This is a genomic window from Micromonospora sp. WMMA1998 (assembly GCF_027497375.1).
GTDB classification, from domain to species: domain Bacteria; phylum Actinomycetota; class Actinomycetes; order Mycobacteriales; family Micromonosporaceae; genus Micromonospora; species Micromonospora sediminicola.
Genome location: NZ_CP114911.1, coordinates 1,570,673 through 1,597,258, shown reverse-complemented (window position 1 = coordinate 1,597,258; position 26,586 = coordinate 1,570,673). Strand labels below are relative to the sequence as shown.

22 protein-coding genes are annotated in these 26,586 nt (G+C 74.5%); 19 read left to right on the top strand and 3 right to left on the bottom strand.

Going from position 1 to position 26,586, the window contains the following annotated elements; genetic code table 11:
- Positions 1 to 246: 246 nt before the first annotated feature.
- Positions 247 to 1,236, top strand: coding sequence for a LacI family DNA-binding transcriptional regulator (locus O7600_RS06935; protein ID WP_281592853.1), 990 nt, complete (start codon positions 247 to 249; stop codon positions 1,234 to 1,236).
- Between the two features lie 6 nt (positions 1,237 to 1,242).
- Here O7600_RS06935 and O7600_RS06930 read toward each other — a convergent pair whose 3' ends face one another.
- The gene (locus O7600_RS06930) at positions 1,243 to 2,184 is read right to left on the bottom strand and encodes an acyltransferase domain-containing protein (RefSeq protein WP_281592852.1); all 942 of its coding nucleotides are present in this window, start codon (positions 2,182 to 2,184) and stop codon (positions 1,243 to 1,245) included.
- Positions 2,185 to 2,380: 196 nt separating this feature from the next.
- On the opposite strand from O7600_RS06930, the gene O7600_RS06925 reads away from it, so the two are divergent.
- Complete coding sequence (locus O7600_RS06925) at positions 2,381 to 3,316, top strand: peptidoglycan-binding protein (protein ID WP_281592851.1); 936 nt, start codon at positions 2,381 to 2,383, stop codon at positions 3,314 to 3,316.
- Positions 3,317 to 3,372: 56 nt separating this feature from the next.
- Here O7600_RS06925 and O7600_RS06920 read toward each other — a convergent pair whose 3' ends face one another.
- Positions 3,373 to 5,781, bottom strand: coding sequence for a family 10 glycosylhydrolase (locus tag O7600_RS06920; RefSeq protein WP_281592850.1), 2,409 nt, complete (start codon positions 5,779 to 5,781; stop codon positions 3,373 to 3,375).
- A gap of 167 nt (positions 5,782 to 5,948) precedes the next feature.
- On the opposite strand from O7600_RS06920, the gene O7600_RS06915 reads away from it, so the two are divergent.
- From O7600_RS06915 to O7600_RS06835, 17 genes are all read left to right on the top strand, one after another.
- Positions 5,949 to 7,256 carry a sugar ABC transporter substrate-binding protein gene (locus tag O7600_RS06915; protein WP_281592849.1) on the top strand — a complete coding sequence of 436 codons (1,308 nt, stop codon included), beginning with the start codon at positions 5,949 to 5,951 and terminating at the stop codon, positions 7,254 to 7,256.
- Between the two features lie 67 nt (positions 7,257 to 7,323).
- Positions 7,324 to 8,208 carry a sugar ABC transporter permease gene (locus tag O7600_RS06910; RefSeq protein WP_216642321.1) on the top strand — a complete coding sequence of 295 codons (885 nt, stop codon included), beginning with the start codon at positions 7,324 to 7,326 and terminating at the stop codon, positions 8,206 to 8,208.
- Positions 8,205 to 9,221: a carbohydrate ABC transporter permease gene (locus O7600_RS06905; protein ID WP_281592848.1), complete on the top strand. Its 1,017-nt coding sequence runs from the start codon at positions 8,205 to 8,207 to the stop codon at positions 9,219 to 9,221. The genes O7600_RS06910 and O7600_RS06905 overlap by 4 nt, the downstream gene beginning before the upstream one ends.
- A complete protein-coding gene (locus O7600_RS06900) occupies positions 9,218 to 9,949 on the top strand; it encodes a GntR family transcriptional regulator (protein WP_281592847.1) in 732 nt (243 codons plus the stop codon). Before O7600_RS06905 ends, O7600_RS06900 begins: the two co-directional genes overlap by 4 nt.
- Positions 9,946 to 10,860 carry an ROK family protein gene (locus O7600_RS06895; protein ID WP_281592846.1) on the top strand — a complete coding sequence of 305 codons (915 nt, stop codon included), beginning with the start codon at positions 9,946 to 9,948 and terminating at the stop codon, positions 10,858 to 10,860. Before O7600_RS06900 ends, O7600_RS06895 begins: the two co-directional genes overlap by 4 nt.
- Positions 10,857 to 12,326 carry a DUF4127 family protein gene (locus O7600_RS06890; protein WP_281592845.1) on the top strand — a complete coding sequence of 490 codons (1,470 nt, stop codon included), beginning with the start codon at positions 10,857 to 10,859 and terminating at the stop codon, positions 12,324 to 12,326. The genes O7600_RS06895 and O7600_RS06890 overlap by 4 nt, the downstream gene beginning before the upstream one ends.
- Positions 12,323 to 13,993: an FAD-dependent oxidoreductase gene (locus tag O7600_RS06885; RefSeq protein ID WP_281592844.1), complete on the top strand. Its 1,671-nt coding sequence runs from the start codon at positions 12,323 to 12,325 to the stop codon at positions 13,991 to 13,993. The genes O7600_RS06890 and O7600_RS06885 overlap by 4 nt, the downstream gene beginning before the upstream one ends.
- Positions 13,990 to 14,679 (top strand): N-acetylmannosamine-6-phosphate 2-epimerase, encoded by a 690-nt coding sequence (locus O7600_RS06880; RefSeq protein WP_281592843.1) that lies wholly within the window; start codon positions 13,990 to 13,992, stop codon positions 14,677 to 14,679. The genes O7600_RS06885 and O7600_RS06880 overlap by 4 nt, the downstream gene beginning before the upstream one ends.
- The gene (locus tag O7600_RS06875; protein WP_281592842.1) at positions 14,676 to 17,186 is read left to right on the top strand and encodes a glycosyl hydrolase-related protein; all 2,511 of its coding nucleotides are present in this window, start codon (positions 14,676 to 14,678) and stop codon (positions 17,184 to 17,186) included. Before O7600_RS06880 ends, O7600_RS06875 begins: the two co-directional genes overlap by 4 nt.
- 145 nt (positions 17,187 to 17,331) lie before the next feature.
- Positions 17,332 to 18,594 carry a cyanophycinase gene (locus O7600_RS06870; protein WP_281592841.1) on the top strand — a complete coding sequence of 421 codons (1,263 nt, stop codon included), beginning with the start codon at positions 17,332 to 17,334 and terminating at the stop codon, positions 18,592 to 18,594.
- A gap of 132 nt (positions 18,595 to 18,726) precedes the next feature.
- The gene (locus O7600_RS06865) at positions 18,727 to 20,154 is read left to right on the top strand and encodes a pre-peptidase C-terminal domain-containing protein (RefSeq protein WP_281592840.1); all 1,428 of its coding nucleotides are present in this window, start codon (positions 18,727 to 18,729) and stop codon (positions 20,152 to 20,154) included.
- Positions 20,155 to 20,252: 98 nt separating this feature from the next.
- Positions 20,253 to 21,131, top strand: coding sequence for a MurR/RpiR family transcriptional regulator (locus tag O7600_RS06860; protein ID WP_281592839.1), 879 nt, complete (start codon positions 20,253 to 20,255; stop codon positions 21,129 to 21,131).
- Positions 21,132 to 21,223: 92 nt separating this feature from the next.
- Positions 21,224 to 22,165, top strand: a complete 942-nt coding sequence (locus O7600_RS06855; protein ID WP_281592838.1) for a transporter substrate-binding domain-containing protein — start codon at positions 21,224 to 21,226, stop codon at positions 22,163 to 22,165.
- 113 nt (positions 22,166 to 22,278) lie between these two features.
- On the top strand, positions 22,279 to 23,136 hold the full coding sequence (locus tag O7600_RS06850; protein ID WP_281592837.1) for an amino acid ABC transporter permease: 858 nt from the start codon (positions 22,279 to 22,281) through the stop codon (positions 23,134 to 23,136).
- A complete protein-coding gene (locus O7600_RS06845; RefSeq protein ID WP_281592836.1) occupies positions 23,133 to 23,894 on the top strand; it encodes an amino acid ABC transporter ATP-binding protein in 762 nt (253 codons plus the stop codon). Before O7600_RS06850 ends, O7600_RS06845 begins: the two co-directional genes overlap by 4 nt.
- The gene (locus O7600_RS06840; protein WP_281592835.1) at positions 23,894 to 25,069 is read left to right on the top strand and encodes a M20/M25/M40 family metallo-hydrolase; all 1,176 of its coding nucleotides are present in this window, start codon (positions 23,894 to 23,896) and stop codon (positions 25,067 to 25,069) included. The genes O7600_RS06845 and O7600_RS06840 overlap by 1 nt, the downstream gene beginning before the upstream one ends.
- A 45-nt stretch (positions 25,070 to 25,114) precedes the next feature.
- Positions 25,115 to 25,960, top strand: a complete 846-nt coding sequence (locus O7600_RS06835) for a DUF6671 family protein (RefSeq protein WP_281592834.1) — start codon at positions 25,115 to 25,117, stop codon at positions 25,958 to 25,960.
- Positions 25,961 to 25,974: 14 nt separating this feature from the next.
- Here O7600_RS06835 and O7600_RS06830 read toward each other — a convergent pair whose 3' ends face one another.
- Positions 25,975 to 26,517, bottom strand: coding sequence for a carbonic anhydrase (locus tag O7600_RS06830; protein ID WP_281592833.1), 543 nt, complete (start codon positions 26,515 to 26,517; stop codon positions 25,975 to 25,977).
- Between the last annotated feature and the right edge of the window lie 69 nt (positions 26,518 to 26,586).

The window sequence follows — 26,586 nt, the reverse complement described above, 5'->3', positions numbered from 1 at the left end:
GCCTCACCCCGGGCCCAATGCACCGGCGCGGAGCTGGGACTTCACGGTCCCGGCCGGAGGAGGGGAATGGGGCCGCCGACGATTCCGTGGCATTCGGTGGCCGGCACCCGGACGCGGGACCGACGGCGCCGTTCCGGCGGGAACGGCTGGCGTAGACTGTCGCCACCCGGGCCGGTCCGGTCGAGATCGACCGGGTTCGGCCACCGCGGGCTGTCGGAAAGTGAGGTGGCCGTGCGCGGTCCTGCGATGACGGATGTGGCTCGCCTCGCCGGGGTGTCGCACCAGACGGTGTCCCGGGTCCTCAACGGGCATCCCAACGTGCGCGAGCAGACCCGGCTCCGGGTCCAGGCGGCCATCACCGAACTCGGCTACCGGCCCAACCGCGCCGCCCGCGCGCTGGTCACCGGCCGGTCCCAGGTGATTGGCGTGGTCGCGCAGAACACCACCCTCTACGGGCCGGCCTCCCTGCTGGCCGCGTTGGAGCAGACCGCCGCCGAGGCCGGTTTCGCGGTCAGCGTCGGCAGCGTGAGCGACCTCGACCACCGCTCCATCTCCGCGGCGGTGGAACGGCACCTGGCCCACCGGGTGGCCGGCATCGTGGTCATCGCGCCGGTCGAGTCGGCCGGGGAGGCGCTGGAGCGGCTTCCCCAGGACGTGCCGCTGGTGACCGTCGACGGCGACCCGCGCCGACCGATCCCGCTGGTGACGGTCGACCAGGTCGCCGGCGCCCGGGCCGCCACCCAGCACCTCCTCGACGCCGGGCACCGCACGGTCTGGCACGTCTCCGGCCCGTCGGACTGGTTCGACAGCGCCGGCCGGATCGAAGGCTGGCGCGAGGCCCTGCAGGTGGCCGGCGCCGAGATACCGCCGCTGGTCCCGGCCGACTGGTCCGCCGCCGCCGGCTACCGGTCCGGGCAGATGCTGGCCCGCATGCCCGAGGTCACCGCCGTCTTCACCGCCAACGACCACCTCGCGCTCGGCGTGCTCCGCGCGCTGCACGAGCACGGCCGGCGGGTGCCGGACGACATCAGCGTGGTCGGGTTCGACGACGTGCCCGAGGCGGCCTACTTCATCCCGCCGCTGACCACCGTGCGCCCCGACTTCGCGGCGGTCGCCGGGGCCAGCCTCGATCTGCTGCTGGCGCAGATCGAGTCGGCCGGCGTCGGCCCGTTGCGCCAGACCATCGCGCCGACGCTGATCCCGCGACGCAGTGTGGGTCCACCGCCGCGACGCTGAGCCGGGTCAGATCGGGAAGCGGCCGCGCCGCCACTGCCAGTGGCGGCCGGCGCGGAGGTGGTCGACGACCGCGCGCTGGAGCACGGTGCGACGTGGCAGCTCGTCGAGCGGCGTGCTCAGCGTGCGGAACACGAACCGCAGCACCTCGACGTCGCCGTCCAGCCCTTCCTGCTCCTCGTAGGGCTCCAGCTCGAACCGCCGCTGGAAGCGGACGATGTTCGAGTCGTCCGGCAGGTATTCGCGCAGTTGCGGGTCGAGCAGCCACGAGCCGCAGGAGAACTCCGTGTGCCGCTCGTCCGGGAAGTGGCGCGGGAAGAACGCGCGGGCCTCGTCGAGCGACGCCGTGACCGCCTGCGGGGTCAGCGGCCCCGCGTCGGGGATGTGCAGCCCGATGGTCTCGCCACGCTGGTGCTGGAGCCGGCCCAGCTCGTAGAGACCGCCGCGGGTGTGCAGCGTCAGCCAGCTCTGCATGACCGGCCAGCCCTCGCCGTCCATCCGCCGGTCGACGGCCAGGTTGCGGCCCAGGTCGGCCAGCGTCGCCCAGGACACGGCATCGGGCACGCCGTGGTGCCGGTGGTAGCCACGCGTGATCTCCACCAGGGCCAGGTACGCGTAGACGTAGAGGTGCCGCCAGGCCGGGCCCCGGTCGCGCGGCAGCGCCGGGCCGGGCGGCAGCCACTCGTGGCCACCGAGATCGGCGCGGACCATCGCGGTCGAGCGGTCGAGCAGCCAGCGCAGCTCCGGGGTCCACAGTGGGGAGTCCGGGTCGGGCCAGCCGGCCAGGATGTCGGCGGCGTCGTCCGGCGGCACCGCGAGGCGGTCCAGCAGGGCGGGCGCGTCGGCCCGCGCGGGTAGTGGCGCCGACGGGTGGTCGGCGGCGAGCCGGTGCACGCGGTCGACCTCGTCGACCGGAACCCCGAGCCGCGCGGCGGTGTCGTCGAGATCCACGTGACCGACCCTACCGACCGGCCGGGTCGCGGCGACAGGCCCGATCCCGGGCCGGCGTGCCGGTGCGCGTGGTGGACCTCGCCGCGAGGTTGTGAAGAATACTTGCGGAAGTGACCCTTATCGATGAGCATATTCTTCACATCAACTGACATGCATCGATGTCAGTTCCCGGGCGGCCCAGGTGTGAGGAGTGCAGATGAGGATTCCCCTTCGACGCGTGGCCGGAGTGCTCGCCGCCCTGGCGTTGACCATCGCCGGGGTGCTGACCGGTCCGACGGCCGCGCAGGCGGCCACGCCCGCCTGGCCGACGCTGAGCAGCGGCGCGTCCGGTCCGAACGTCGCGTCGGCCCAGTTCCTGCTCCGCCACCACGGCGGGACCCTGACCGTGGACGGCGCCTTCACGGCCGGGACCACCAGCGCGGTGCGGACGTTCCAGGCCGCCAACGGGCTCACCGCCGACGGGATCGTCGGTTCCCTGACCTGGGCCCGCCTCGTGGTGACCCTGGACGCCGGCGCCAACAACAACGCCGTACGGGCACTGCAGACCGCGCTCAACAAGTACGGCTACGGCCTCACCGTCGACGGCGCCTGGGGCGCGGCCACCACCAACGCCGTCACCAGCTTCAAGACCACCAGAGGGCTCACCGGCGGCTCCACGGTCGGCGCGACCACCTGGCAGTGGCTCCTCGGGAACGGTGGGGGCGGAGGCACCTACGCCCTGGTCATCGGCCGCTCGGTGCTGCCGCGCAGCGAGTACGACGACCCGCACCACGACTATCCGGCGATCGACCTGCCCACCAACAGCGGCGTGACGACGTACGCGATCACCGCCGGCACGGTCGGCTACGCCGGCGGTGGGTGCGGCTACGGCATCGGCATCACCGCCGACGACGGCACCTACTACCTGTACTGCCACCTGTCCTCCCGGGCGGTGGCCGACGGGGCGCGGGTCGCCGCCGGCCAGGTCATCGGCTACACCGGCTCCACCGGCAACTCCACCGGCCCACACCTGCACCTGGAGGTACGGGTCGGCGGCGCGAACCGCTGCCCGCAGAATCTCCTGCTGGCCCTCTACGACGGTTCGGCCGTGCCGGCCCCGGGAACGTTGCCGTCCACCGGCTGCACCTACTGACGGCAGACGGGGCGGCGCGGGCGACCCGGACGGGCCGTTCCGCGCCGCCCCGCGACTCAGGCCAGCTCCGCCCAGCGGGCGTACATGGTCAGGTCGCGGACGGTCCGCCGGATCAGCTCCGGCGGCACACCCTCGCCCCAGCCCGCCGCCCGCTCCGCCGCCGCGCGCAGCTGCCGGGCCGCCGCGTCGGCCGAGCGGGCGGGTAGCCCGTCGGACAGCAGCCGTTCGGCGGCGGCGAGCCGGAGCCGTACGCCGGCGGTGGTCCGGGCCGGGGCGCAGGCGGTGGCCTGCCGCAGCGTCTCGCGCAGCGCCGCGGCGCCGGAGCGGGCGGCGGCCCGGTAGTCGGCGTGCGGGACCGTCGCCGGGGTGCGGAACGTGCCTTCCCGCAGCGCCTCCTGCTGGCGGGCGTTGAGCTGGTTGTACGCGAACAGCGCCGCGCCGTCGGAGTCCGCGTCGTTCACCGCCTGCACCTGGTCGAGCATCAGGTCGGGGGACGACCCCCGCAGCGGCCCGTAGGTGGCGGTGTAGAGCGGCACGTCGCCGACCCGTTCGCGCATCACGGCCGTGTCGTGGCCGACCGAGCCGGCGGAGGTGCCGAACGACATCCCGGTGAGGAAGTCGAGCGTGCCGGCGTCGACCCAGGCGCCCCAGTTCTGGAACTTCTTGGCCAGCCCGTCGGTCGGGTCGGCGAACACGGCGGCGGAGAGCTGCCGGTCACCGGCGACCCGTTCCTGCATCGTGCGGACCTGGTCGACGAACGTGGTGATCTGCTTCTCCCGCCAGGCGTTCCAGGTCGGCCACTGCGGTGACTCGGGGGTGAGCGTGTACGGGTCGACGCCGTGCTCGGCCGCGAACGTCTGCCGGCTGTACGCCGAGTAGGAGAAGTCGGCGCCGTAGGGCAGCGAGACGGGGTAGCGGATGTAGTCCAGGTGCAGCCCGTCCACGTCGTAGCCGCGCAGGATCTCCTCGAAGGTGGCGAGCACGTGCGCGCGGACGGCCGGGACCGCCGCGTCCATCCAGTAGTAGCCGGGTTCCATCCGGGACGGCTGCGGGCCGGCCTTGCCGACGTCCTCGCGCTCCACGGCCGCCCATTCGGGGTGGGCGGTGAGCACCGGCCCGCCGCCGGACTCGACGCCGACGAAGAAGGTGTGCGTCCAGGCGTGCAGCTCGATGCCCCGGGCGTGCGCCTCGGCGACCCACACCTTCAGCGGGTCGAAGCCGCGCATCTCGGGCCGCTGGGCGGGCATGCCGGCCCGTTCGGCGACCGGGCTCGGGTAGATCGTGTAGCCGCCCCAGACCGTCTCCAGGAACACCATGTTGAAGCCGGCGGCGTCGATCCGGTCCAGCGAGGCGCGGATCTGCTCCGGGCTGGTCTCGATCGGGCGGACCCAGAGGCCACGGCCCTCCACCGGCCGGGACTCGCGGGCCCGGTAACCGGCCACGTCGGCACGGCGGGCGGCGTCGCGAGCCAGTTCGGCGGCGCGTTCCGGCTCGGCGGCGGCGGTGTCGCGGGCCCGGCCCAGCAGGCCCGCCGCCTCGGCGAGCGCGGTCTCCACGGCGGCCGGGTCGAAGTCCAGACAGCTCGTCCGCGCGGCCTGGCCGGCCTGGCGCGCCGCGGACACGGCGCGCTCCGCGCCGAGCAGGAAGCTCTCCGCGTCGACATCCACCGTGACGGTGTCGCCGTCGACGGTGACCCGGGCGCCGAGCGGGGCGTTGCCCTCCAGCCAGGAGCCCCGGGAGCCGTGCCCGGAGAGCACGTACCCGTCGGCCGGCACGGCGCTGTCGCCGCCCTGCCGGGCGACCACCCGGCCGTCGCGGACGGTGACCTCGTACCCGAAGTCGTTGGTGCCGGTGTGGTCCCGGCCGCCGTTGGCGGTGTAGCGGACGAGCTGCTCGGCGCCGCGGCAGCCGGGGAAGCACTCGCCCTTGGCCGGGTCCACCCCGCCGGGGTTGGTGGTGGCGGTCGGGTCGGTGGCGTCGATCGTGGTGGTGGCCCGGCGGATCAGCAGGTTGCGCAGCTGCACCCGGTCGCCGGGGTGCAGCCGGTCGCGCAGCCACCGCCGGTCGTCGACGCCACCGGCCTCGGGCGGCGAGGCGGAGAGCACGGCGCCGTCGGCCGGGATGGCGTTGTTGCCGGGCTTCGGGCAGGAGTCGAGCGCGGTGCAGACGCTGACCACGTCGTACGCCCCGCCGCCGGCGGCCCGCAGCACCGCCTCGCCGCCGAAGGCGTTGGTCTTCGTCTCGGCCCCCGAGTCGGGGGTGTAGAGGGCGAGCACGCCGGCGGCGCGTGACGACGGATCGATGGCGTCGATGGTGGCGGTGGCGCCGTCGGCGGCCACGACCGTCGGCGCGCCGGACCCGGCGGCGGCGCCGGACGCGCTGGCGGGAGCGCTCAGGAGTCCGAGCAGGACCACGCCGGCCGCGGTGCCGGCGGTGGCCCGGCGTAGGGGTGTGGGGGTAGGCATGCGCCTCATCGTGTGGCCACTGGTACGGACAAGTCAAGGCTTCAATTCGGTAACCAAACCGGACATGGGGCGCAGAAGTCGAGCTGGGGCTTGACGTGGCGGTGATCGTGGGCCAGTCTCTCCGGCAACTGGTCCGTACCACTCACCCCCACGCATGGAGGACCCCCATGAGGCGTACCCGCGCCTTCGCCGCGGCCGCAGTGGCCGCCGCCTTCTTCCTCAGCGGCTGCGGCCTGTCCGGCGGCGACGACGCCGGCGCCGGCTCGGACGACCCGATCAGCGGCGAGGTCAAGGGCGACATCACCTTCGCCACGCTGGCCCTGAAGCCCACCTTCGACGACTACATCAACGGTCTGATCGAGAAGTTCGAGGCGCAGCACCCGGGCACCAACGTGACCTGGGTCGACCTGCCGTTCCAGGGCGCCCAGGAGAAGATCACCAACGACGCCCAGGCGGGCACCCTGCCCGACGTGGTCAACCTGAACCCGAACTTCGCCCAGAAGCTGGAGAAGCAGGGCGTCTTCGTGGACATGGAGACCAACGCCGCCGACGTCAAGGACTCCTTCGTCCCCGGCGCGTGGGACGCGTTCAAGGTCCCCGGCCAGGCCGGCTCGTACGGCCTGCCGTGGTATCTCACCAGCGAGATCACCATGTACAACAAGGACCTCTTCGCCCAGGCCGGGATGCCCGACGCCGCCCCGCCGAAGACCATCGACGAACTGCTCACCCAGGCCGAGAAGATCTCCACCGCAGGCAAGGGCCGCTTCTACGGCTGGCACCCGGCGCTGGAGAACACGTTCGTGCCGAACCTGGCGAAGCTGGGCGTCCCGCTGCTCAACGACGACGCCAGCAAGTGGACCTTCAACACCCCCGAGGCGGTCCAGTACGTCACCCGGCTGCGTGACCTCTACGCCAGCAAGGCGATCGCGCCGGACTGGCTGACCCAGGACCACGCCAAGGAGACCGAGGCGTACTCGGCCGGACGGGTGGCGCTGTTCCCGTCCGGGCCGAACTTCCTCAAGGTCGTCGGCCAGAACGCCCCGGCCGTCGCCAAGGCCACCGGGGTCGCGCCGCAGATCGCCAGCGCCGACGGCACCACCAACATGTCGGTGATGGGCCTGCTCGTGCCGAAGAAGAGCAAGAATCCGGCCACCGCGCTGGAGTTCGCCAAGTTCGTCAGCAACGCGGAGAACCAGCTCGCCTTCGCCAAGATCGTGACGATCCTGCCGTCCACCTCGGACTCGCTCAAGGACCCGTACTTCACCCAGGTGGACGCCGCCGACCCGACCGCGCAGGCCCGCCGGATCTCGGCCGAGCAGATCGCCAAGGCGCAGAACCTCACCCCGGTGCAGTGGGACGACCGCACCAAGGCCCTGGTGATCGGCAAGGTGCAGCTCGCCGTCAAGGGCGACCTCGACCCGAAGGCCGCTCTGGACCAGGCCGTGGACGAGGCCAACAAGCTGCTCGCCCGCTGACCCGCCGGCGCCGCCCGGCTCCGGCCGGGCGGCGCCACCCTCCCCTCCACGACAGGAGCTCACCGACGTGATCGGCCGTCGCTGGTACGTGCCCTGGCTGTTCCTCACCCCCGCGCTGCTCGTCACCGCCCTGATGACGTGGGGGCCGCTCGCCAACACCGGCGTGCTGGCGTTCACCGACGCGCAGGCGCTCGGCGGGGGGCAGTTCACCGGGCTGGCCAACTTCACCCGGCTGGCCGACGACACGGAGTTCTTCCGGGCGCTCGGCAACACCGCGCTCTACCTGGTCGTCGTGGTGCCCGCGCTGGTGCTGCTGCCCCTGCTGCTCGCCCAGCTGGTGCACGCCAAGCTGCCCGGCATCGGCGCGTTCCGGGCGGTGTTCTACACCCCCGTCATCGCCTCGATGGTCGTGGTCGGCCTGATCTGGAGCTGGCTGCTCTCCTCCGACGGCCTGGTCAACGCCGTACTCGTGAAGCTGCGGGTGGTCGCCGAGCCGCTGCCCTTCCTCACCGACGCCACCCTGCTGCTGTTCGCCTGCATGCTGGTGACGGTCTGGAAGGGCCTCGGCTACTACATGGTCATCTACCTGGCCGCCCTGTCCAACGTGCCGAACGAGCTCTACGAGGCGGCCCGGGTCGACGGCGCCGGCGCGGTCCGCCGGTTCCGCTCGGTCACCGTGCCGACCGTCCGCCCCACCATGCTGCTGGTCGGCACGCTCGCCGCGATCTCCGCGACCAAGGTCTTCGCCGAGATCTACGTGATGTCCTCCGGCACCGCCGGACCCGGCGGGCAGGCCAAGTCGATCGTCTACTACATCCGCGAGGTCGGTCTCGGCGTCGACGGTGAGATCGGGTACGCCTCCGCGATGAGCCTGACGCTCTTCGTCGGCACCCTCGGCCTCTCCGTCCTGGCGCTGGTGCTGCGCCGACGCAGCGAGAGGAACGAGGCATGAGCGAGCGCACCGAGCGGAGCGAGGGCAGTGAGGGCATGCCCGGTGGGCTCGGCATGAGCGAGCGCACCGAGCGGAGCGAGGGCCGTGAGGGCATGCCCGGTGGGCTCGGCATGAGCGAGCGCACCGAGCGGAGCGAGGGCCGTGAGGGCGGGCGGCGGGCCGTGCGGCCTGCCCGGCGGTCCGCCGGGGTCGGCAGGTTGGCCGGGCCGGCCCTGCGGTACCTGCTGCTGCTCCTGATGACCGTGCTGCTCGTCGGTCCGTTCCTCTGGCAGCTCTCCACCGCCCTCAAGAGCACCGGCGAACCGATCTACGGCCCGGACACCACGCTGCTGCCGACCGACCCGACATTCGGCAACTTCGGCAAGGTCACCGAGGTCATCCCGGTCTGGCGCTACATCGGCAACTCGGCGATCGTCGCGTCCGCCAGCGTGCTGACCAACTGCCTGCTCGGCGCCATGGCCGGCTACGCGCTGGCCCGCATGCGTTTCCGCGGCCGGGGCGCGGTCTTCGCCGCCCTGCTCGCCTCGCTGGTCGTGCCGTTCGAGGTGATCATGGTGAACGTCTTCCTCACCGTGCGCAGCCTCGGCCTGGTCGACACCCTGCTCGGCGTGCTGCTGCCCGGCGCGGTCAGTGGACTGTCCATCCTGGTCATGCGTACCGCGTTCCTGGCCCTGCCGCGGGAGACCGAGGAGGCCGCCGCGATCGACGGCGCGGGGGAGTGGGCCCGGTTCTGGCGGGTCGCGCTGCCCAGCGTGCGCGGCTCGTTGGCGGTGGTCGGCGTGTTCAGCTTCCTGTTCGCCTGGGACGACTTCCTCTGGCCGCTCATCGTGCTGAAGAACCCCGACAACTTCACCCTCACCGTGGGCCTGCAATACCTGTCCGGCACCTTCACCAACGACCAGCGGGTGGTCGCCGCTGGCACGATGATCGCGGTCGTTCCGCTGCTCGCGGTCTTCTTCGCCCTGCAGCGGATGTTCTTCCGTGGCATCGGAGAGGGAGGGGTGAAGGGGTGACCACCACCAGCGGCAACAAGACCGCCTGGAAGCACGAGGCGCTGTACACCGCGTTGCGCGCCGAGATCGGTGAGGCGCTGCGTCCGCACGACCCGCTGCCCAGCGAGCGGGAACTCGTCGCCCGGTTCGGGGTCAGCCGGGCGACCGTCCGGCAGGCCGTCGGCCGGTTGGAGGAGGAGGGCCTGGTCTACCGCGCCCAGGGCGCCGGCACGTTCGTGGCCGACCCGGCCACCATCTCCAAGTCCCTAGCCCTGACCTCGTTCAGCGAGGACATGCGCAGCCGCCGGCTCACCCCGGACTCGCGCCTGCTCGACCTGACCCTCGTGCCCGCCGGCGTGGCCGTGGCCCGGGAGCTGTCGCTGTCCCCCGGCGCCGAGGTCGCCCACGTACGCCGGCTCCGGCTCGCCGACGGCCTGCCCATGTGCGTCGAGGAGGTGTGGCTGCCGACCGAGCGGGTCGGTGACCTCGACGCCGCACTGCTCTCCGGCTCCCTCTACGACGTGCTCGCCGCGCGTGGTGTCCGGCCGCACCACGCCGACCAGGTGATCTCCGCGACCGTGGTCGACGCCGACCAGGCCGCGCTGCTCGGTGTGGCGCCCTACTCGCCCGCGCTGCGGGTGGACCGGACCACCTACGACGGCACCGGCGTCGCGGTCGAGCGGGCCGAGAGCATCTACCGCGCCGACCGGTACGACTTCCGCATCACCGTGACCCGAAGGACGCCGTGACCGCCCCGCTCCTGGCCGCCGTCGACATCGGCGGCACCAAGACCGCCGCCGCGCTGGTGCGGGCCGGCGCCGTGCTGGCCCGTACCCAGGCCCCCACGCCGGCCCGCGCCGGCGCCGCCGCCGTCCTGGACCGGGCCGCCGCGCTGGTCCGCTCGCTCGGCGCCGCGCCGGTCGCGGTCGGCGTCGGCGCCCCCGGCCTGGTCGACCCCGCGACCGGCCTGCTCACCGCCGCCACCTCCTCGATCAGCGACTGGTCCCGGGTGGACGTGCCGGGCGCGCTGCGCGCCCGCCTCGGCCTGCCCGGCGCGGTGCTCAACGACGTCCAGGCGTTCACGCTCGGCGAGGCCGTGCACGGCGCCGGCCGCGGCCTGCCCACCGTGATCGGGGTGGCCGTCGGCACCGGCATCGGCGGCGGCGTGCACGTCGCCGGAATGCTGCTCAGCGGTCGATCGGGCGCCGCCGGGCACCTCGGCCACCTGCCCGTGCCGCAGGCGGTCGGCCGCCCCTGCCCGTGCGGCGCGACCGGGCACGTCGAGGCGGTCGCCGCCGGCCCGGCCGTCGCCGCGCGCTACGCCGAGCGCACCGGCGAGCCGGTCGACCTGCCCGAGGTGGTGCGGCGGGCCCGCGCCGGCGACGAGGCGGCGCGGACCGTCCTGGCCGAGGCGGGCGCCGCGCTCGGCACCGCCCTCGCCGGCCTGGCCAACGCCCTCGACCCGGACCGGATCGTGGTCGGCGGTGGTGCCGCCGTACCCGAGGTCCTGGCCGCCGCCGGCCCGGCCTTCGCCGCCGCCTGCATGCCGGTGCTCGGCCCGGTGCCGCTGGTCCCGGCCGCGCTCGGCGCGGACGCCGCGCTGGTCGGCGCCGCCGAGGCCGCCCTGCGGACGCTCGAGGAGGGCACGGTCCGCCGATGATCGACATCGCGCTCGTACCGCTGGACGACCGGCCGGTCTGCCGGTCGCTGCCCGCCCTGGTCGCCGCCGTCGCCGGCGCGCGTGTCCAGGTACCACCGGCCGACCTGCTGCCGGCCCAGCGCCGGCCCGGCGACCCGGACGGGTTGGCGCGCTGGCTCGCCGGCCGCCGGGCCGACGCCACGGTGGTCGCGCTGGAGACGTTGGGCCTCGGCGGGCTGATCGCCTCCCGGCTGCGCGACGACCCGGTCACCGCCGTGCTCGGCCGGTGGGCCGCCCTGCGCCGGGGCCCCACACCGGTCTACGCCGCCACCGTCGTGCAACGCACCCCCGACGCGGACGACGCCGGTGAGGAACCCGACTACTGGGCCCGGCACGGCCGCGCGTTGCACGCGTACTCGGCCGCGCTGCACCGGGGGATCGACGCCGCCGAGCTGCCCACCACCGCCGTGCCGGCGGCGATCCGCCGCGACTTCCTGCGCCGCCGGCAGCGCAACCACGTGCTCAACCAGGCCGCGCTCGGGCTCGCCGCCGAGGGTGTGCTGGACACCCTCGTCGTCGGCGCGGACGACACCGCCGTCGCCGCGGTCGGCACCGCCGAATGGCAGTGGCTGCGGACCTGGACGTCCTGGCTGGAGATGACCGACCGGGTGCTCGCGCACCCGGGCGCCGACGAGATCGGCGCGGTGCTCGTGGCCCGCGCGCTCGCCGCGGCCGCCGGTCACGCGCCCCGCCTCGCGGTCGCCTGCGCCGATCCGGACGGGCTGGACCGGGTGGCCCGCTACGAACCGGTGCCGGTCGGCGTCGGCGTGGCCAGCCAGGCCGCCGCCGCCGGCGCCGACGTGGTGGACCACGCCGCCGCCGACGCGGTGCTCGTGGTGCACCCGCCGCAACCCGGCGACGCCGACTGGGCGACCGCCCCGCCGGCCGACACCGACCCCGTGCCGGCGGCGCGCACCGCCGCGCTGGTCCGTCGGCTGCTCGCCGAGGGCCGGCCGGTCGCCCTGGCCGACTGCGCGTTGGGCAACGGCGCCGATCCCCGGCTGGTGGCCGAGCTGGCCGCCGACGGCACGTACGCCCGGCTGGCCGGCTTCGCCGGCTGGAACACCGCCGGGAACACCGTCGGCAGCGCGCTCGCCACGCTGGTGGCCTACCAGGTCGGACGGGCCGCCGGCACCCTCGACCGGTCCGCCGCCCGTCGGCTGCTCGCCCACCGCCTGGTCGACGACCACGTCTGGATGTCGTACGCCCGGCCCCGGCTGCGACGCGAGCGCGGCACCGACCCGACCCGGCACGACCACGTTCCGGATGCGGAGACCGCGCGGGTCACCGACCGGATCGAACATCTGCTGCGCGAACGGTGGCGGCACCTTGACGCGGTGCCGGGCTTCGCCGTCGCCGCCGGCTCGGTGAGCCTGCCGTGGCGCCGCACCTACGAGATCGACTTCATCGTGGAGGAAGACCGGTGAGCACTCCCGAACCGACAGTGACCACCGACGTGGCCGTGGTCGGCGGCGGGCTCGGCGGGGTGGCCGCCGCGCTCGCCGCCGCCCGCGCCGGCGCCACGGTGGTCCTCGTCGAGGAACTCTCCCGGGTCGGCGGTCAGGTCACCACCCAGGCGCTGCCCGCGTTGGACGAGCACCCGCACATCGAGAGCTTCGGCGCCTCCGCCGGCTACCGGGCGTTCCGCGACGCCGTCCGCGCCCACTACGGCGGCACGGCCAACCCGGGTGGCGGCTGGGTGAGCCGGCTCTGCTTCGAGCCGGCCGTCGCCGGGCGGGTGCTGGAGGCGACCCTGGCCGAGGCGAAGGTGACGGTGCTGACCGGCCGGGCGCCGGTCGCCGCGCGGGCCGAGGGCGGCCGGGTCCACGACGTGACGCTGACCGACGGCACCGTGCTGGCCGCGGCCGTCTTCTGCGACGCCACCGAGCGCGGCGACCTGGCCCCGCTCGCCGGGTTCGCCACCGTCACCGGCTCGGAGGGCCGCGACGCGCACGGTGAGCCGGACGCCGTGCCCGGCGGCCCCGACCCCGCCGCCCAACAGTCGTTCACCTGGTGCGCGCTGGTGGAACACCATCCCGGCGCGGACTTCACCGGCCCCGCGCCCGCCTGCTACGCCGAGCTGCGGCACCGGCTCTCCTTCGACATCGCCGGCTGGGACGGCGGCGTGCACCGGTACCGGATGTTCACCGACGGCCCGGACGGACGGCCGCCGTTCTGGACCTACCGGCGGCTGCGCGCCACCGCGCCGGAGCTCGCGGTGCTCAACTGGGCGTCCAACGACTGTGCCGGGTACGACCCGATCGGTGACCCGGCGGGCGCCGAGCGGGCCGGTCGCGAGCTGACCGCCGCGTTCGTGCACTGGCTGCGCACCGAGGCGCCCCGCGAGGACGGTGGCCGGGGCTTCCCCGGGTTGCGCCTCGCCCCGGAGGCCGCCGGCACGGCCGACGGCTTCGCCGAGGCGCCGTACCTGCGTGAGTCGCGGCGGATCGTGGTCGAGCGGCCGGTCACCGGCCACGACCTCGCCCCCGTGCCCGGCCGGGCCCGGGCGCGGCACCTGGCCGGCTCGCTCGGCGTCACCTGGTACCACGTCGACCTGCACGAACGCACCGGTCACCCGGATCCGGTCTACCGGGAGACCGCGCCGTTCACCATCCCGGCCGGCGCGCTCGTCCCCCGCGGCGCGGTCAACCTGCTGGCCGCCGCCAAGAACCTCGGCGCCACCCAGGTCGCCGCCGCCGCGTACCGGGTGCACCACGGCGAGTGGGCGGTCGGTGAGGCGGCCGGGGCTCTCGCCGCCCGGGCCGCCCTGGACGCCCGGCCGGTCGGCGCCGTCCGCGACGACCCGGCGTTCCTGCTCGCGGTGCAGCGCGACCTGGTCGCCGCCGGCGTGCCGCTGGCCTGGGTGGCCGACGTGCCACCGGACGACCCGCGCTTCGCCGCCGTGCACCTGGCCGCCGCCCACGGGGCGGTGGAGGGGGAACGGGCCGCCGACCTGGCGGTGGAACCCGACCGGTCGCCCGGACCGGAGGACCTGGCCGCGCTGCGCCGAGCCGCCCGGTCGCTGGGCGCCGATTCGTCCCTCGTGGACCCCGATCGCGCCCTCGGCGCCGTCTTGGAGGACATCACCCGATGACCGTGCTCGACACCATCCGTGGCCGACTGGTCGTCTCCTGCCAGGCCGACCCCGGGGAACCGCTGGACGACCCGGCGCACATGGTGGCGCTGGCCCGTTCCGCGCTGCACGGCGGCGCGGCCGGCATCCGCGCCCAGGGGCTGCGCGACCTGCGGGCGCTGCGCGCCGCGCTGCCCGACACCCCCCTGATCGGGCTGGTCAAGGACGGTGCCGAGGGCGTCTACATCACCCCGACGTTGGCGCACGCCGAGGCGGTGGCCGCCACCGGCGTGCAGATCGTCGCGCTCGACGGCACCCGGCGGCCCCGCCCGGACGGGCTCACGCTCGCCGAGACCGTGACCGGGCTGCGGCGGCGGCACCCCCGGGTGCTGGTGATGGCGGACGTGGCGGACGCCGCCGACGGGCACGCCGCCGTCGCCGCCGGGGTGGACCTGGTCGGCACCACGCTCTCCGGATACACCGGCGGCGCGGTGCCGCACGACCCGGACCTGGAGCTGATCGCGACGCTCGCCGCCGCGCTCCCGGTGCCGGTCGTCGCCGAGGGCCGGATCAACACCCCGGACGAGGCCGCGGCCGCCCTGCGCCACGGCGCGCACGCCGTGGTGGTCGGCACCGCCATCACCCGTCCCGCCGTCGTCACCGCCCGCTTCGCCGCCGCGCTCGTCACCAGCCGGGAGATGTCATGACCGTGCACGTCGTCAGCCACACCCACTGGGACCGCGAGTGGTACCGGCCGATGGAGTCCTTCCGGGCCCGCCTCGCCGAACTCGTCGCCCGGGTGTGCGACCAGCTCGACGCCGGCGAGCTGCGCCGGTTCCACCTCGACGGGCAGACCGTCACCGCCCTGGACGCGCTCGCCGTCCGCCCAGACCTCGCCGCGCGGATCCGGGCCCACGCCGCCGCCGGCCGGCTGCACGTGGGGCCGTGGCACGTGCTCGCGGACAACCAGCTCGTCTCCGGCGAGAACCTGGTCCGCAACCTGCTCACCGCCCGCCGGGTCGCCGCCGACCTCGGGTTGACGCTCGCCGACGTCGGCTACTGCCCGGACGCCTTCGGTCACCCCGCCGACCTGCCCCGCGTGCTGCGCGGCTTCGGGCTGGACACCGCGCTGGTCTGGCGCGGCGCGCCGCCGCACCTGGCCCGGTTCCGCTGGCGTGCCCCGGACGGCTCCGAGGTGGTGGCGGTCAACCAGGGCTACTACGAGCCGGAGGTGCTGTGGGACGCGGCCTCCGCCGCCGACCGGCTCGCCGCGTTCCGCGACAAGCAGGCCGGACGGGACGCGGACGGGCCGTACCTGCTGCTCAACGGCGGCGACCACCTGGCACCGCGGCCGTTGCCCGCGGGCCTGGCCGACGGCGCGGCGACGGAGAGCACGCTGGCCGGGTACTTCGCCGCGATCCGCGACGCGGTGCCGGCCGACGTGGTGGTCGAGGGGGAGTTGCGCTACCCCGGTGACTGGCTGACCTTCGTGCTCGCCGGCACGCTGTCCACCCGGCTCTACCTCAAGCAGGCCAACGCCGCCGCCGAGACGCTGCTGGAGGCGTGGGCGGAGCCGCTGACCGTACGCGCCGGCCGTGCCCACGCGGTCGGACTGCTCCGGCACGCCTGGGACGAGCTGCTGCAGAACGCCCCGCACGACTCGATCTGCGGCTGCTCGGTGGACGAGGTGCACCGGGAGAACGAGGTGCGCTTCGACCGGGCCCGACAGGCCGGCGAGCACCTGGTCGAACGGGCCCTGCTGGACCTCGGGCTGGACACCCGGCTCGCCGGTGACCCGGTGACCGACGCCGCCGCCCTGGTGGTGGTGAACCCGCACGCCGCGCCGGTGACCGGCCCGGTCGTGGTGGACGTGCACACCGCGCCCGGGCACACCCTGGCCGGGCTGGTCGACGCGGACGGCGAGCCGGTGCCGTTCGAGCTGCGGGAGACCGAGCCGACGCCGCTGTTCTGCGCCGACCTGGACATCCTGCCGGACACCCGGGACACGCTGCGGCACCGCGTCGCGTTCGTCGCCGACGCCCCAGCCGGCGGCTGGACCGGCTACACCGCGTCGGTCGTCCCGGGTGAGCCGGCCGCCGTGCCGTCCGGGGTGCCGGGGCGCACCGTGACCCGGGGCGACTGGACCCTGACCGTGGCCGACGACGCCTCGTTCACCCTGACCGACGCGGCCACCGGCCGGACGCTGCCCGGGCTGGGCCGGGTCGTCGACGTCGGCGACGCCGGGGACACCTACACCTACGACCCGCCCCGCCGCGACGAGACGGTCACGCCTGTCGTGCGCGAGGCGTGGGTCCACGACGGTCCGGTCGCCTCCCGCCTCGTCGTCCGCGCCGACCTCGACGTCCCGGCCGGTCTCACCGCCGACCGGAGCGCCCGGTCGACCGAGCGGGTGGTGCTGCCGCTGACCGTCACCGCCACGCTCTGGGCCGGGGTGCCGGAGCTGGACTGGCGGCTGGAGTTCGACAACGCCGCCGACGACCACCGCCTCCAGGCCCACTTCCCGACCGACGCGCCGGCCACCGACTGGACCGCGGACGCCCACTTCAGCCTGCTCACCCGCCCGCTCAAGGCGCCGCTCGGACCGCTGCCCGAGCAGCGCGGGTACGAGGCCGACGCGGGCGTCGCGCCGGTCCGCTCCCTGGCCACCCTGCCGGGTCTGGCGGTCCTCGCGCCGGGGCTGCCCGAGGTGCAGGGCATCGCGGGGGAGCGGCCGTCCCTGGCCGTGACGGTGCTGCGCGCGGTCGGCTGGCTGTCCCGGCCCGACCTACGGGCCCGCACCGCCGGCGCCGGACCGCAGCTGCCCACGCCGGAGGCGCAGTGCCGGCGGCGGATCACCGCCGCGATCGGGGTACGTCTCGACAACGACGAGGCCACCGTCACCGAGGCGGCGGCCCGCCGGCGCGCGCCGCTGCGGGCCTGGCAGTTGCGTCCGGGCGCGGTGGCGCCGGCCGTGACCCCGGGACTGCGGGTGGACGGGGCGCAGGTGTCGGCGTACAAGCCGGCCGAGGACGGCGACGGCGCGGTGCTGCGGCTGGTCAACCCGACGTCCGCGCCGGTCGTGGCGACGGTGTCCGGGCTCGCCGGCACGCCCGTCGAGTGCGACCTCGCGGAGCGGCCGGTGGGCGGGGCGGTGGCTGGCGACCGGATCGCGTTGGGCCCGTTCGCGACGCGCAGCTTCCGGGTCACCGGCTGAGCGTTCGGCGACCGTGGTGGGGGTCCCGCCGGCTCGGGTGCCGGTGCGGGCCCCGCCACCGCTTCCGGCCCGCGCGCATTGTCCGGCCGGGCCGGCTGCCGTACGCTCGGTTCCGGCTCGCCCTCACGACCCGTGAGGAGCACTCATGCCCTGGAACCGCCTGCTGACCCTCGGGGTCGGCGCCTGTGCGGCGGTCACTCTCAGCCTGCCGGTCGCCGCCGTGCCGGCCTCGGCCACCACCTCCCACCATCGTGCCGGCGGCAGCCTGGTGCTGGTCGGCGGCGCGCTCGCCGACGACAACCGGGAGATCTACGACGACATCGTCCGACTGGCCGGCGGCCCCGGCCGGGCCCGGATCGGCATCGTCACCGCCGGGGCCCCGGTGCCGGCCGAGGACCCGGACGCCAATACCCCGGACTGCAACAACAGCGTCTGCAACGGCGACTACTACGCCGACCTGTTCCGGTCCTACGGGGTGGCCGACGCGCAGTGGATCCCGATCGACCTGGACCACCCGGGCGCCGCCGACGACCCGGCCGTGGTCCGGCAGATCGAGTCGATGACCGGCTTCTTCTTCGGCGGCGGTGACCAGTACCGCTACGTCACCACCATGACCCGGGGGAAGGCGCAGCGGGACAGCGCGGCGCTCGCCGCCGTGCGGCGCAAGCTGCGCGGTGGCGCGGTCGTGGCCGGCACCAGCGCCGGCGCGCAGATCATGGCCGGCCGCGACATGATCACCGGGGGTTCGACCGAGCCGGGGCTGCGCGACGGGGCGAAGCCGGGCTACTTCGACGACCCGGCGGTGCTCGGCTACCTGCCCCGGGGCGGGTTCGGGTTCTTCACCGCCGGACTCGTCGATACCCACTTCTCCCGCCGCGGGCGGGAGGCGCGCTCGATCCGGCTCGCCTCGGACACCCGGCACACCCGGGTCTTCGGGCTGGACGAGAACACCGCGCTGGAGGTGACCGGCGTGGGTGGTCGGCGTACCGCGCTGCGGGTGCTCGGGCAGCGCGGGGTCAGCGTGCTCGACCTGCGCCGGGCCCGGGTGACCGACCACGGTGGCGTGTGGGGGATCGAGGGCGTGCGGTGGAGCCGGCTGACCGCTGGTGACGCGTACCTCGCGCCGCGCTGGACGGTGGTGCCGGCCGCCGGCAAGCCGCGGGTGCGGCCGGCGGCGGGACCGTGCACGGCGACGCCGTCCGAGGACGTCTTCTACGACTACGCCATGGTCGGCCTGGTCGAGGAGGGGCTCGCCGCCCGCACCGGCTGCGTGGCGGTCGGCGGCACGTCGTACGAGAAGAATCCGCAGTGGGTGGCGCGGTTGACCCGGGGCTCCGGGTTCGCGGCGTTCCGGGGCGCGACGGCGACCACGTTCACCGACGTGGTGGTCGGCATCCGACCGGCCTGACGTGGGTGCGGCGGCGTCGGGCCGGGGGTCCGGCGCCGCCGTCACGAAGTTGTAACAGAAGTTACGTATTGAGCAGTGAACTTAATGGATGTAACTTCTGTTTCATCGCTTCGTGGCCCCTCGGAGGTGCCCATGTCCCCTTCCCGCAACTCCCGTCGACTCGCCGTGACGGCCGCCGCCGCCGCGCTGCTCACCGTCGCCCCGCTCGGCGTCACCGCCGCCCACGCCCAGGTCACCCGGGTACGCCAGGGCAGCGCCACCGACGCCAGCCGGGCGAGCTGGTCCGGCCCGGCGTACACCATGAACGGTTCCGGCGGCATCGTCACCGCCACCATGACGAAGGCGGTCGACGCCATCCGTGGCGGCACCGGCGCGATCGACGTGGTGGTGATCGCCGGCTCCGGCTCCGGCACCCCGGAGTGCGACGTGATCACCCCGTTGGCCGGCGTCAACTCGTGCACCACGCTCACTCTCACCGCGGCCAACGACGGCAACAACAGCCAGGTCAACACCGACATCCGCAACGCCGAGTTCGTCTACTTCGCCGGCGGCGACCAGTGCCGCTACGTGGCCTGGAAGGGCACCGCGCTGGAGGCGTCGGTCGAGTCGGTGGTGGCCAAGGGCGGCGGCGTGGGCGGCGGCAGCGCCGGGCACCACGTCAACAGCGACGTCGTCTACGACGCCTGCACCGCCAGCGCCACCTCCTCGGGCGCGCTGGCCAACCCGTACGACCGGTCGCTGACGTTCACCACCGGCATGTTCCGCTGGCCGAACTACGCCGGCACGATCAACGACTCGCACTTCGTCACCCGGGACCGGATGGGACGGACCATGGCGTTCGTGGCCCGCGCGGTCAAGGACGGACTGGTGTCCGGCGGCAAGGCGTGGGGCGTCGGGGTCGAGGAGGGCGCGTCGCTCTACCTCGACCGCGCCGGTCGAGCCACGCTCAGCGGCCCCAGCGCCTACGTCGTGCTCGGCGACCACCAGCCCGAGGTGGCCGTCTCCGGTCAGCCGCTCACCTACACCAATTTCAAGATCTGGAAACTGACCAACGGGCAGAGCTACGACTTCGCCAACCGGCCCACCTGCGGCTACTACCTGCGCAGCGTCCGCGCCGGGGTGCCGGACGCCAACCTCTACAGCGGCACGCCGGTCACCGACTGCTCGACCACCCCGCCGCCGTCGGGCGGTTCCACCTTCGCCGAGGCGGAGCCGAACGACAGCCGTACGGCGGCGAACGGCATCTCCGGGCTGACCTTCCCGGCCACCGTGACCGGGGACATGAAGAGCACCTCGGACCGGGACTACTTCTCCCTCGCGCTCGCCAGTGGACAGACGCTGACCGTGAACTGCGCCGTGCCGTCGGCGTACGACGCCGACCTCTACCTGCTCAGCGCGAGCGGGAGCACGCTGACCCGCTCGGTGAACGACGGCGCCGGGGCGGACGAGTCGGTCACCCTGACCCGGACCGCTTCCGGCACCGCCACCTACTACCTCGACCTGGAGGCGTACGCCGGCTCCGGCACGGCCGACTACTCCTGCACCGTCGCGAAGTCCTGACCCGGCACCCCCCGAGGGGTCCGCGGGCGGGCGGCGACGCCCCGCCCGCGGACCCGCCGTCGCGAGGCGGGAGCGTGGCGGGCCGCTACGCTCTGCTCGTGTCGAACCCCGATGACGAGACCCAGGCCGTGGGGGTCGCGGCGCTGATCCGCCAGCGGCTCGGCGAGTGCAGCCCGGCCGAGCGCCGGGTGGCCCGGGCCCTGCTCGCCTCCTATCCGTCCGCCGGCCTGGGCACGGTCGCGGCGCTGGCCGAGCGGGCCGAGGTGAGCGCGCCGACGGTGTTGCGTTTCCTGTCCCGGCTCGGCTTCGGTGGCTATCCGGAGTTCCAGCGGGCGCTGCGCGACGAACTGGCCGAGCGGGAGACCTCGCCGCTGACCGCGTACCGGGCGACCGAGCGCAGCGGGGCGCCGCCGCGCGGGGCGCTGTCCCGGGCCGCCGCGGCGCTGCCCGAGGCGGTGGCCGGCACGCTGGCCGACCTTCCGCAGGGTGAACTGGACGCGGCCGTGCGCCTCTTCGCCGACCAGCAGTACCGGGTCACCGCGGCCGGTGGCCGGTTCTCCGCGCTGTTCGCCAACTACCTGGTGCTGCACCTGATGCAGGTGCGGGGCAACAGCCGGCTGCTGCCCGCCGGCCCCGTGGAGCGGGCCGACATGCTGGTGGACGTCGGCAAACGTGACCTGGTGGTGCTCTTCGACTTCCGGCGGTACGAGGAGTCGACCCTGGCCCTGGCCCGGGAGGTGACCGGCCGGGGCGCCCGGGTGGTGCTGTTCACCGACCGATGGCTCTCGCCGGTGGCCGGTCTGGCCGAGGTGGTGCTGCCCAGCCGGGTCGACTCGCCCTCGCCCTACGACAGCTTCGTGCCCACGCTGGCGCTGGTGGAGACGCTGGTCGCGGCGCTGATCGACCGGCTCGGCCCGGTGGCCGGCGCCCGCCTCAAGGCGATGGAGGGGGCGCAGCAGGCGTTCGGCGTCCGCTGAAACGTGCGTTACAGAAAACCGTAACCCCATCGAGATCGTAACGTGAGTTACAGTCCGAGGGCTGGCTGTTCCGGCCCCCGGAAGGACTCCCCATGCGTATCCGTTCCCTCGCCCTGCTCGGCGTGACCTCGGCGCTGCTCGCCGCCACCGCCGCCTGCGGCTCCTCCTCGGCCGGTGGCTCCACCGACGAGATCACGCCCGTCTCGGTCACCATCGACGGCGTCGGCGCCGTCGAGACCGACAAGGCCCTCGCCGCCAAGGTCCCCGCCGACGTGCGCGGCCGTGGTGCCGTCACGGTCGCCACCAACGCCCCCTACCAGCCGTTCATCGACTTCAAGGTCGAGGGGCGCACCGACGAGTTCGTCGGCCTCGATTACGACCTGTTCCAGGCCGCCTCGGCCCGGCTCGGCCTGAAGGCCACCTTCACCCAGCAGCCGTTCGACGGTCTGGTGCCCGGCCTGCAGGCCGCCAAGTACGACGCGATCGCCGGCGGCATCACCGACAAGAAGGAACGCCAGCAGGTCGCCACGTTCGTCGACTACTCCGCCTCCGGCACCGGCTTCCTGGTCGCCGCCGGCAACCCGCTCGGCGTCAAGACGGTGGCCGACCTCTGCGGCCGCACGGTCGCCGTGCAGAAGGCCAGCAACCAGGCGAAGAACCTGGCCACGTACGCCAAGGAGAGCTGCGCCGGCCGGCCGTTGCAGGTCAAGGAGTACCCGGAGAACCCGCAGGCGGTGCAGGCGCTGATCGCCGGCAACGTGCAGGTCGTCGCCGCCACCCGGGTGAACCTGGTGGACACCGCCGGCGCGCTCGCCGGCAAGGCCGAGCTGGTCGCCGACCCGTCCTCGCCCAACGGCTGGCTGGCCAGCCCGAACGGCTTCGGCTTCCTCAAGGCCCAGAAGGACCTCGCCGAGGCGTACCGGGTCGCCGTGCAGTCGCTCATCGACGACGGCAGCTACGGCAAGATCCTGGCCCACTGGAAGCAGACCCCGATCGCCGTCGAGAAGGCCACCATCGACCAGGCCATCGACTGACCCGGCGCACCACCGCCCCCTGATCCGCGGTCGCCGGGCGCCCTCTGATTCCGTGAGGGCGGGCCCGGAGGCGCCCGGCGACCGCCGCACCCCCTGCCGGAGGCACCCCCACGATGACCACCACCGACACCCCGGCGGTACGGGTCGTCCCCGTCCGCCACTACGGCCGCTGGCTGACCGCGCTGGTCGTGGCCGGCCTGGCCGCCCTGTTCCTGCGGGCGCTGCTGAGCAGCCCCAACCTCGAACCCGGCACGGTCGCCCACTACCTGTTCCAGGACTACGTGCTCGACGGCGTGCTCACCACGCTCTGGCTCACCCTGCTCGCCATGGTCCTCGGCACCGTCGGCGGCATCGTGCTCGCCGTGCTGCGACTGTCGGACAACCCGGTGCTGCGCGGCGTGTCCTGGACGTTCATCTGGGTCTTCCGCGGCACCCCGCTGCTGGTGCAGATCATCTTCTTCGGCTTCCTCGGCGCGCTGTTCCCCCGGATCACCCTGAGCGTGCCGTTCACCGACACCGTCCTTTTCGACCGGCCCACCAGCGTGGTGGTCACCGGCACGGTGGCCGCCGTGCTCGCGCTGTCGCTCAACGAGATGGCGTACGCCGCCGAGGTGATCCGCGGCGGCATCCTGGCCGTCGACGGCGGCCAGACCGAGGCCGCCGCCGCCCTCGGCATGGGCCCCACGCTCACCCTGCGCCGGGTGGTGCTGCCCCAGGCCATGCGCGTGATCATCCCACCGATGGGCAACGAGACCATCACCATGCTCAAGTCCACGGCGCTGGTGTCGATCATCGCCGGGCGGGACCTGATGACCGCCGTGCAGAGCGTCTACCAGAACAACTACAAGGTGATCCCGCTGCTCGTGGTGGCGGCGATCTGGTACCTCGCCCTGGTCAGCCTCCTCTCCGCCGGCCAGTGGCTGGTCGAGCGTCGGTTCGGCCGCGGCTTCGCCCGGGGAGGCGTGCGATGACGGCGATGGTCCGTGCCGAGGGCGTCACCAAGCGGTTCGGCCCGGTCGAGGTGCTCAAGGGCATCGACCTGACCGTGGCCCCCGGCGAGGTGGCCTGCCTGCTCGGTCCCTCCGGCTCCGGCAAGTCCACGTTCCTGCGCTGCGTCAACCACCTCGAGCGCATCGACGGCGGCCAGCTCTCGGTCGACGGCGAACTGGTCGGCTACCGCCGCCAGGGCGACCGGCTGTACGAGCTGAAGGCCCGCGAGGTGGCCGTGCGCCGCCGCGACATCGGCATGGTCTTCCAGCGGTTCAACCTCTTTCCGCACCTCACCGCGCTCGGCAACGTGACCGAGGCGCCGGTGCGGGTGCTGCGCACCCCGCGCGAGCGGGCCCGGGAGGAGGCGCTGCGTCTGCTCGACCGCGTCGGGCTGGCCGACCGCGCGCACCACTACCCGAGCCAGCTCTCCGGCGGGCAGCAGCAGCGGGTGGCGATCGCTCGGGCGCTTGCCATGCGACCGAAGCTGATGCTCTTCGACGAGCCCACCTCGGCGCTCGACCCGGAGCTGGTCGGCGAGGTGCTGGACGTGATGAAGGGCCTCGCCGCCGACGGCATGACCATGGTGGTGGTGACCCACGAGATGGGCTTCGCCCGCGAGGTCGCCGACCAGGTCGCGTTCCTCGACGAGGGCGTGGTGGTTGAGGTCGGCCCACCGGACGACGTGCTCGGCCGCCCCCGGCACGAGCGCACCCGCGCCTTCCTCGACAAGGTGCTCTGATGGATCCGCTGCTCGGCGCGGCCGGCGACCGGCTGTCCGCCTACCACGACCGGCTCGCCCGGCTGGTCGCCGTCGACTCCGGCTCCGGCCAGGTCGACGGTCTGCGGGAGGTCGGTGACCTGGTGCAGGGCTGGTGCCTCGGCGTCGGGCTGGCCGTCGAGCGGGTGCCGGTCGCCGACGCCGCCGGCCAGGCGCTCGGGGACGTGCTGATCGCCCGCCGCCGCGGCGCGGGGACCCGGCGGATCCTGCTCGCCGGCCACCTGGACACCGTCTTCCCGCCCGGCACGGCCGCGGCCCGCCCGTTCCGGGTGCAGGACGGCCGGGCGTACGGGCCGGGGGTCAGCGACGACAAGGGCGGCGTGCTCGCCGGGCTGGCCGCCGTCGAGGTGCTCGCCGCCCTGGACCGCCACCGGTACGGCGAGCTGGTGCTGGTCTGCACGCCGGACGAGGAGATCGGTTCGGTCGGCAGCCGGGCAATGCTGCGTACCCTCGGGGCCGAGGCCGACGTGGCGCTCTGCCTGGAGTGCGCCCGCGACAACGGCGACCTGGTGTCGGCCCGCAAGGGCGTCGCCGACCTCGCGGTGACGCTGCGCGGACGGGCTGCGCACGCCGGCATCGAGCCGGAGCGGGGCGCGAACGCGCTGCTCGCCGCCGCCCGGCTGACCATCGCGTTGGACCAGCTCAACGGCCGCTGGCCCGGGGTGACGGTGAACGTGGGCGCGCTGGAGGCGGGCGGCCGGCCCAATGTGGTCGCCGACCGGGCCCGGATGCTGGTCGACCTGCGCGCCTGGCGCACCGGCGAGTACGAGGCGGCGCTGGCCGAGATCCGCCGGCTGGTCGCCGAGCCGGTGGTGTCCGGGGTGCACGCCGACCTGACCGTGCACGCGCCCACCCCGCCGTGGGAGCCGGGGCCGGCCGGGCGCCGGCTGGCCGAGTTGGCGGCGAAGGTGGGCGCGGGGCTCGGCGTACCGGTCTCGCACACCGCGACCGGCGGCTGCGCGGACGCGAACCTGCTGGCCGAGGCCGGTGCGGCCGTGCTCGACGGGCTCGGCCCGATCGGCGGTGCCGACCACAGTCCGGGGGAGTGGCTCGACCTCGACTCGGTGGTGCCCCGGGTGGCGTTGCTGGCCGGCCTGATCGACGCGGTCGGATCGGGTGACCGCGGCAGCACGTAGTCAGATTCCGGAATCATCCTTCCTGTCCTGGGTAGGATCGGTGGCGTGGAAGCGTCACCGTTCCGGGGCGTGGTGGCCTGCCTGGCGACCATGCACGGCAAGCAGTGGGCGCTGCGCCCGCTGCTGCGTCGTCGGCTCGGGATGGGTGTGCGGGTGGCGTCGGTGGACACCGACGCGCTCGGCACGTTCACCGGCGAGGTGCGGCGAATCGGGTCCGCGCGGGAGACCGTGGTGCGCAAGGCCCGGCTCGGGATGGCCGCCACCGGATCCCCGGTCGGGCTGGCCAGCGAAGGGGCGTTCGGCCCGCATCCGGCGGCCCCCTGGACGCCCGCGGACGTGGAGTACGTGGCGCTGGTCGACGACCGGTCGGGCCTGACGGTGGTGGAGAGCGCCCTGAGCGTCGAGACCAACCACTGTCACGTCGTCACCGACGGTCGGGACCGCGCCGCCGTGCTCGCGTTCCTGCGCCGGGTCGGGTTCCCGCACCACGCGGTCGTCGTCCGGCCCGCGATCGGGCCCGGTCGGCCGGTCAAGGGACTCCGTCGGCTCGCCGACGTGCTCGCGGCCGTCCGGCGGGCCGCCGTCGACTCCGACGACGGCACCGCCGTGCTCGGCGCGGATCTGCGGGCCCACGTCAACCCGACCCGGATGCGAGTCATCGCCGCGGCCGGTCGACGACTGGTCCGGCGTCTCGCCACACCCTGTCCCGCCTGTGCGACGCCCGGTTTCGGCCCGGTCGGCGCCGAGCCGGGGCTGCCCTGTCGCGACTGCGGCACACCGACCCCGCGGGACGCGTTGCTGATCTCGGGCTGCGGCCGGTGTCCGCACCGCTCGTGTCGCCCGGTGGCGGGTGCCGCCGACCCCGGATCGTGCCCGGCGTGCAACCCCTGACGGCGCCGCCGGGCTCAGGTCAACCGCGTCGACGCGCGGTTCGGCGGGCGCAGGCGGCAGACCCGCCGGGTCGGCGGTGACAGGACCGGTCGCACCTCGTTGAGGAGCCGGTCCGCGTCGTGCCAGACCATGCCGTGGAGGCCGCAGCGGCCGGCTCGGACGGCCTGGTCGAGCAGCGGGGACCGGCGGCGCAGCGCGGCGAGGGTGGCGCGCACCCGGTCCGGTCCGCTGCCACGCGGCAGGGAGCAGGTGGCGTGGCCCAGCACGACCAGCAGCGGCGCGCCGAGGTGCGCGACCGCGTACTCCAGACTGCCCAGCGCGGCCGGGCCGACCTCCAGGCCGGCGGTGCGGACCGCGTAGACGTCGGCGTCGCCGAACACGGTCACGGCCTCGGGCTGCGGGTCGGCGCACGAGAGGATCGCGGCCACCGGGCCCGCGTCGTCCGATGGGACGGGCGCGCCGCCCACCCGGAAACGGTGATGCCCGGCGCGCAGCCGGGCGAGGGCGAAGCTCGGGCTGGTCTGCCATCCCTGGCGCGGAGATCCGGTCGCGTCCATCGCTCCTCCTCGTGCCGACCCGCTGTCGTGCGTCTCACGATACACGAATTCTAAATCGTGTAATACAGT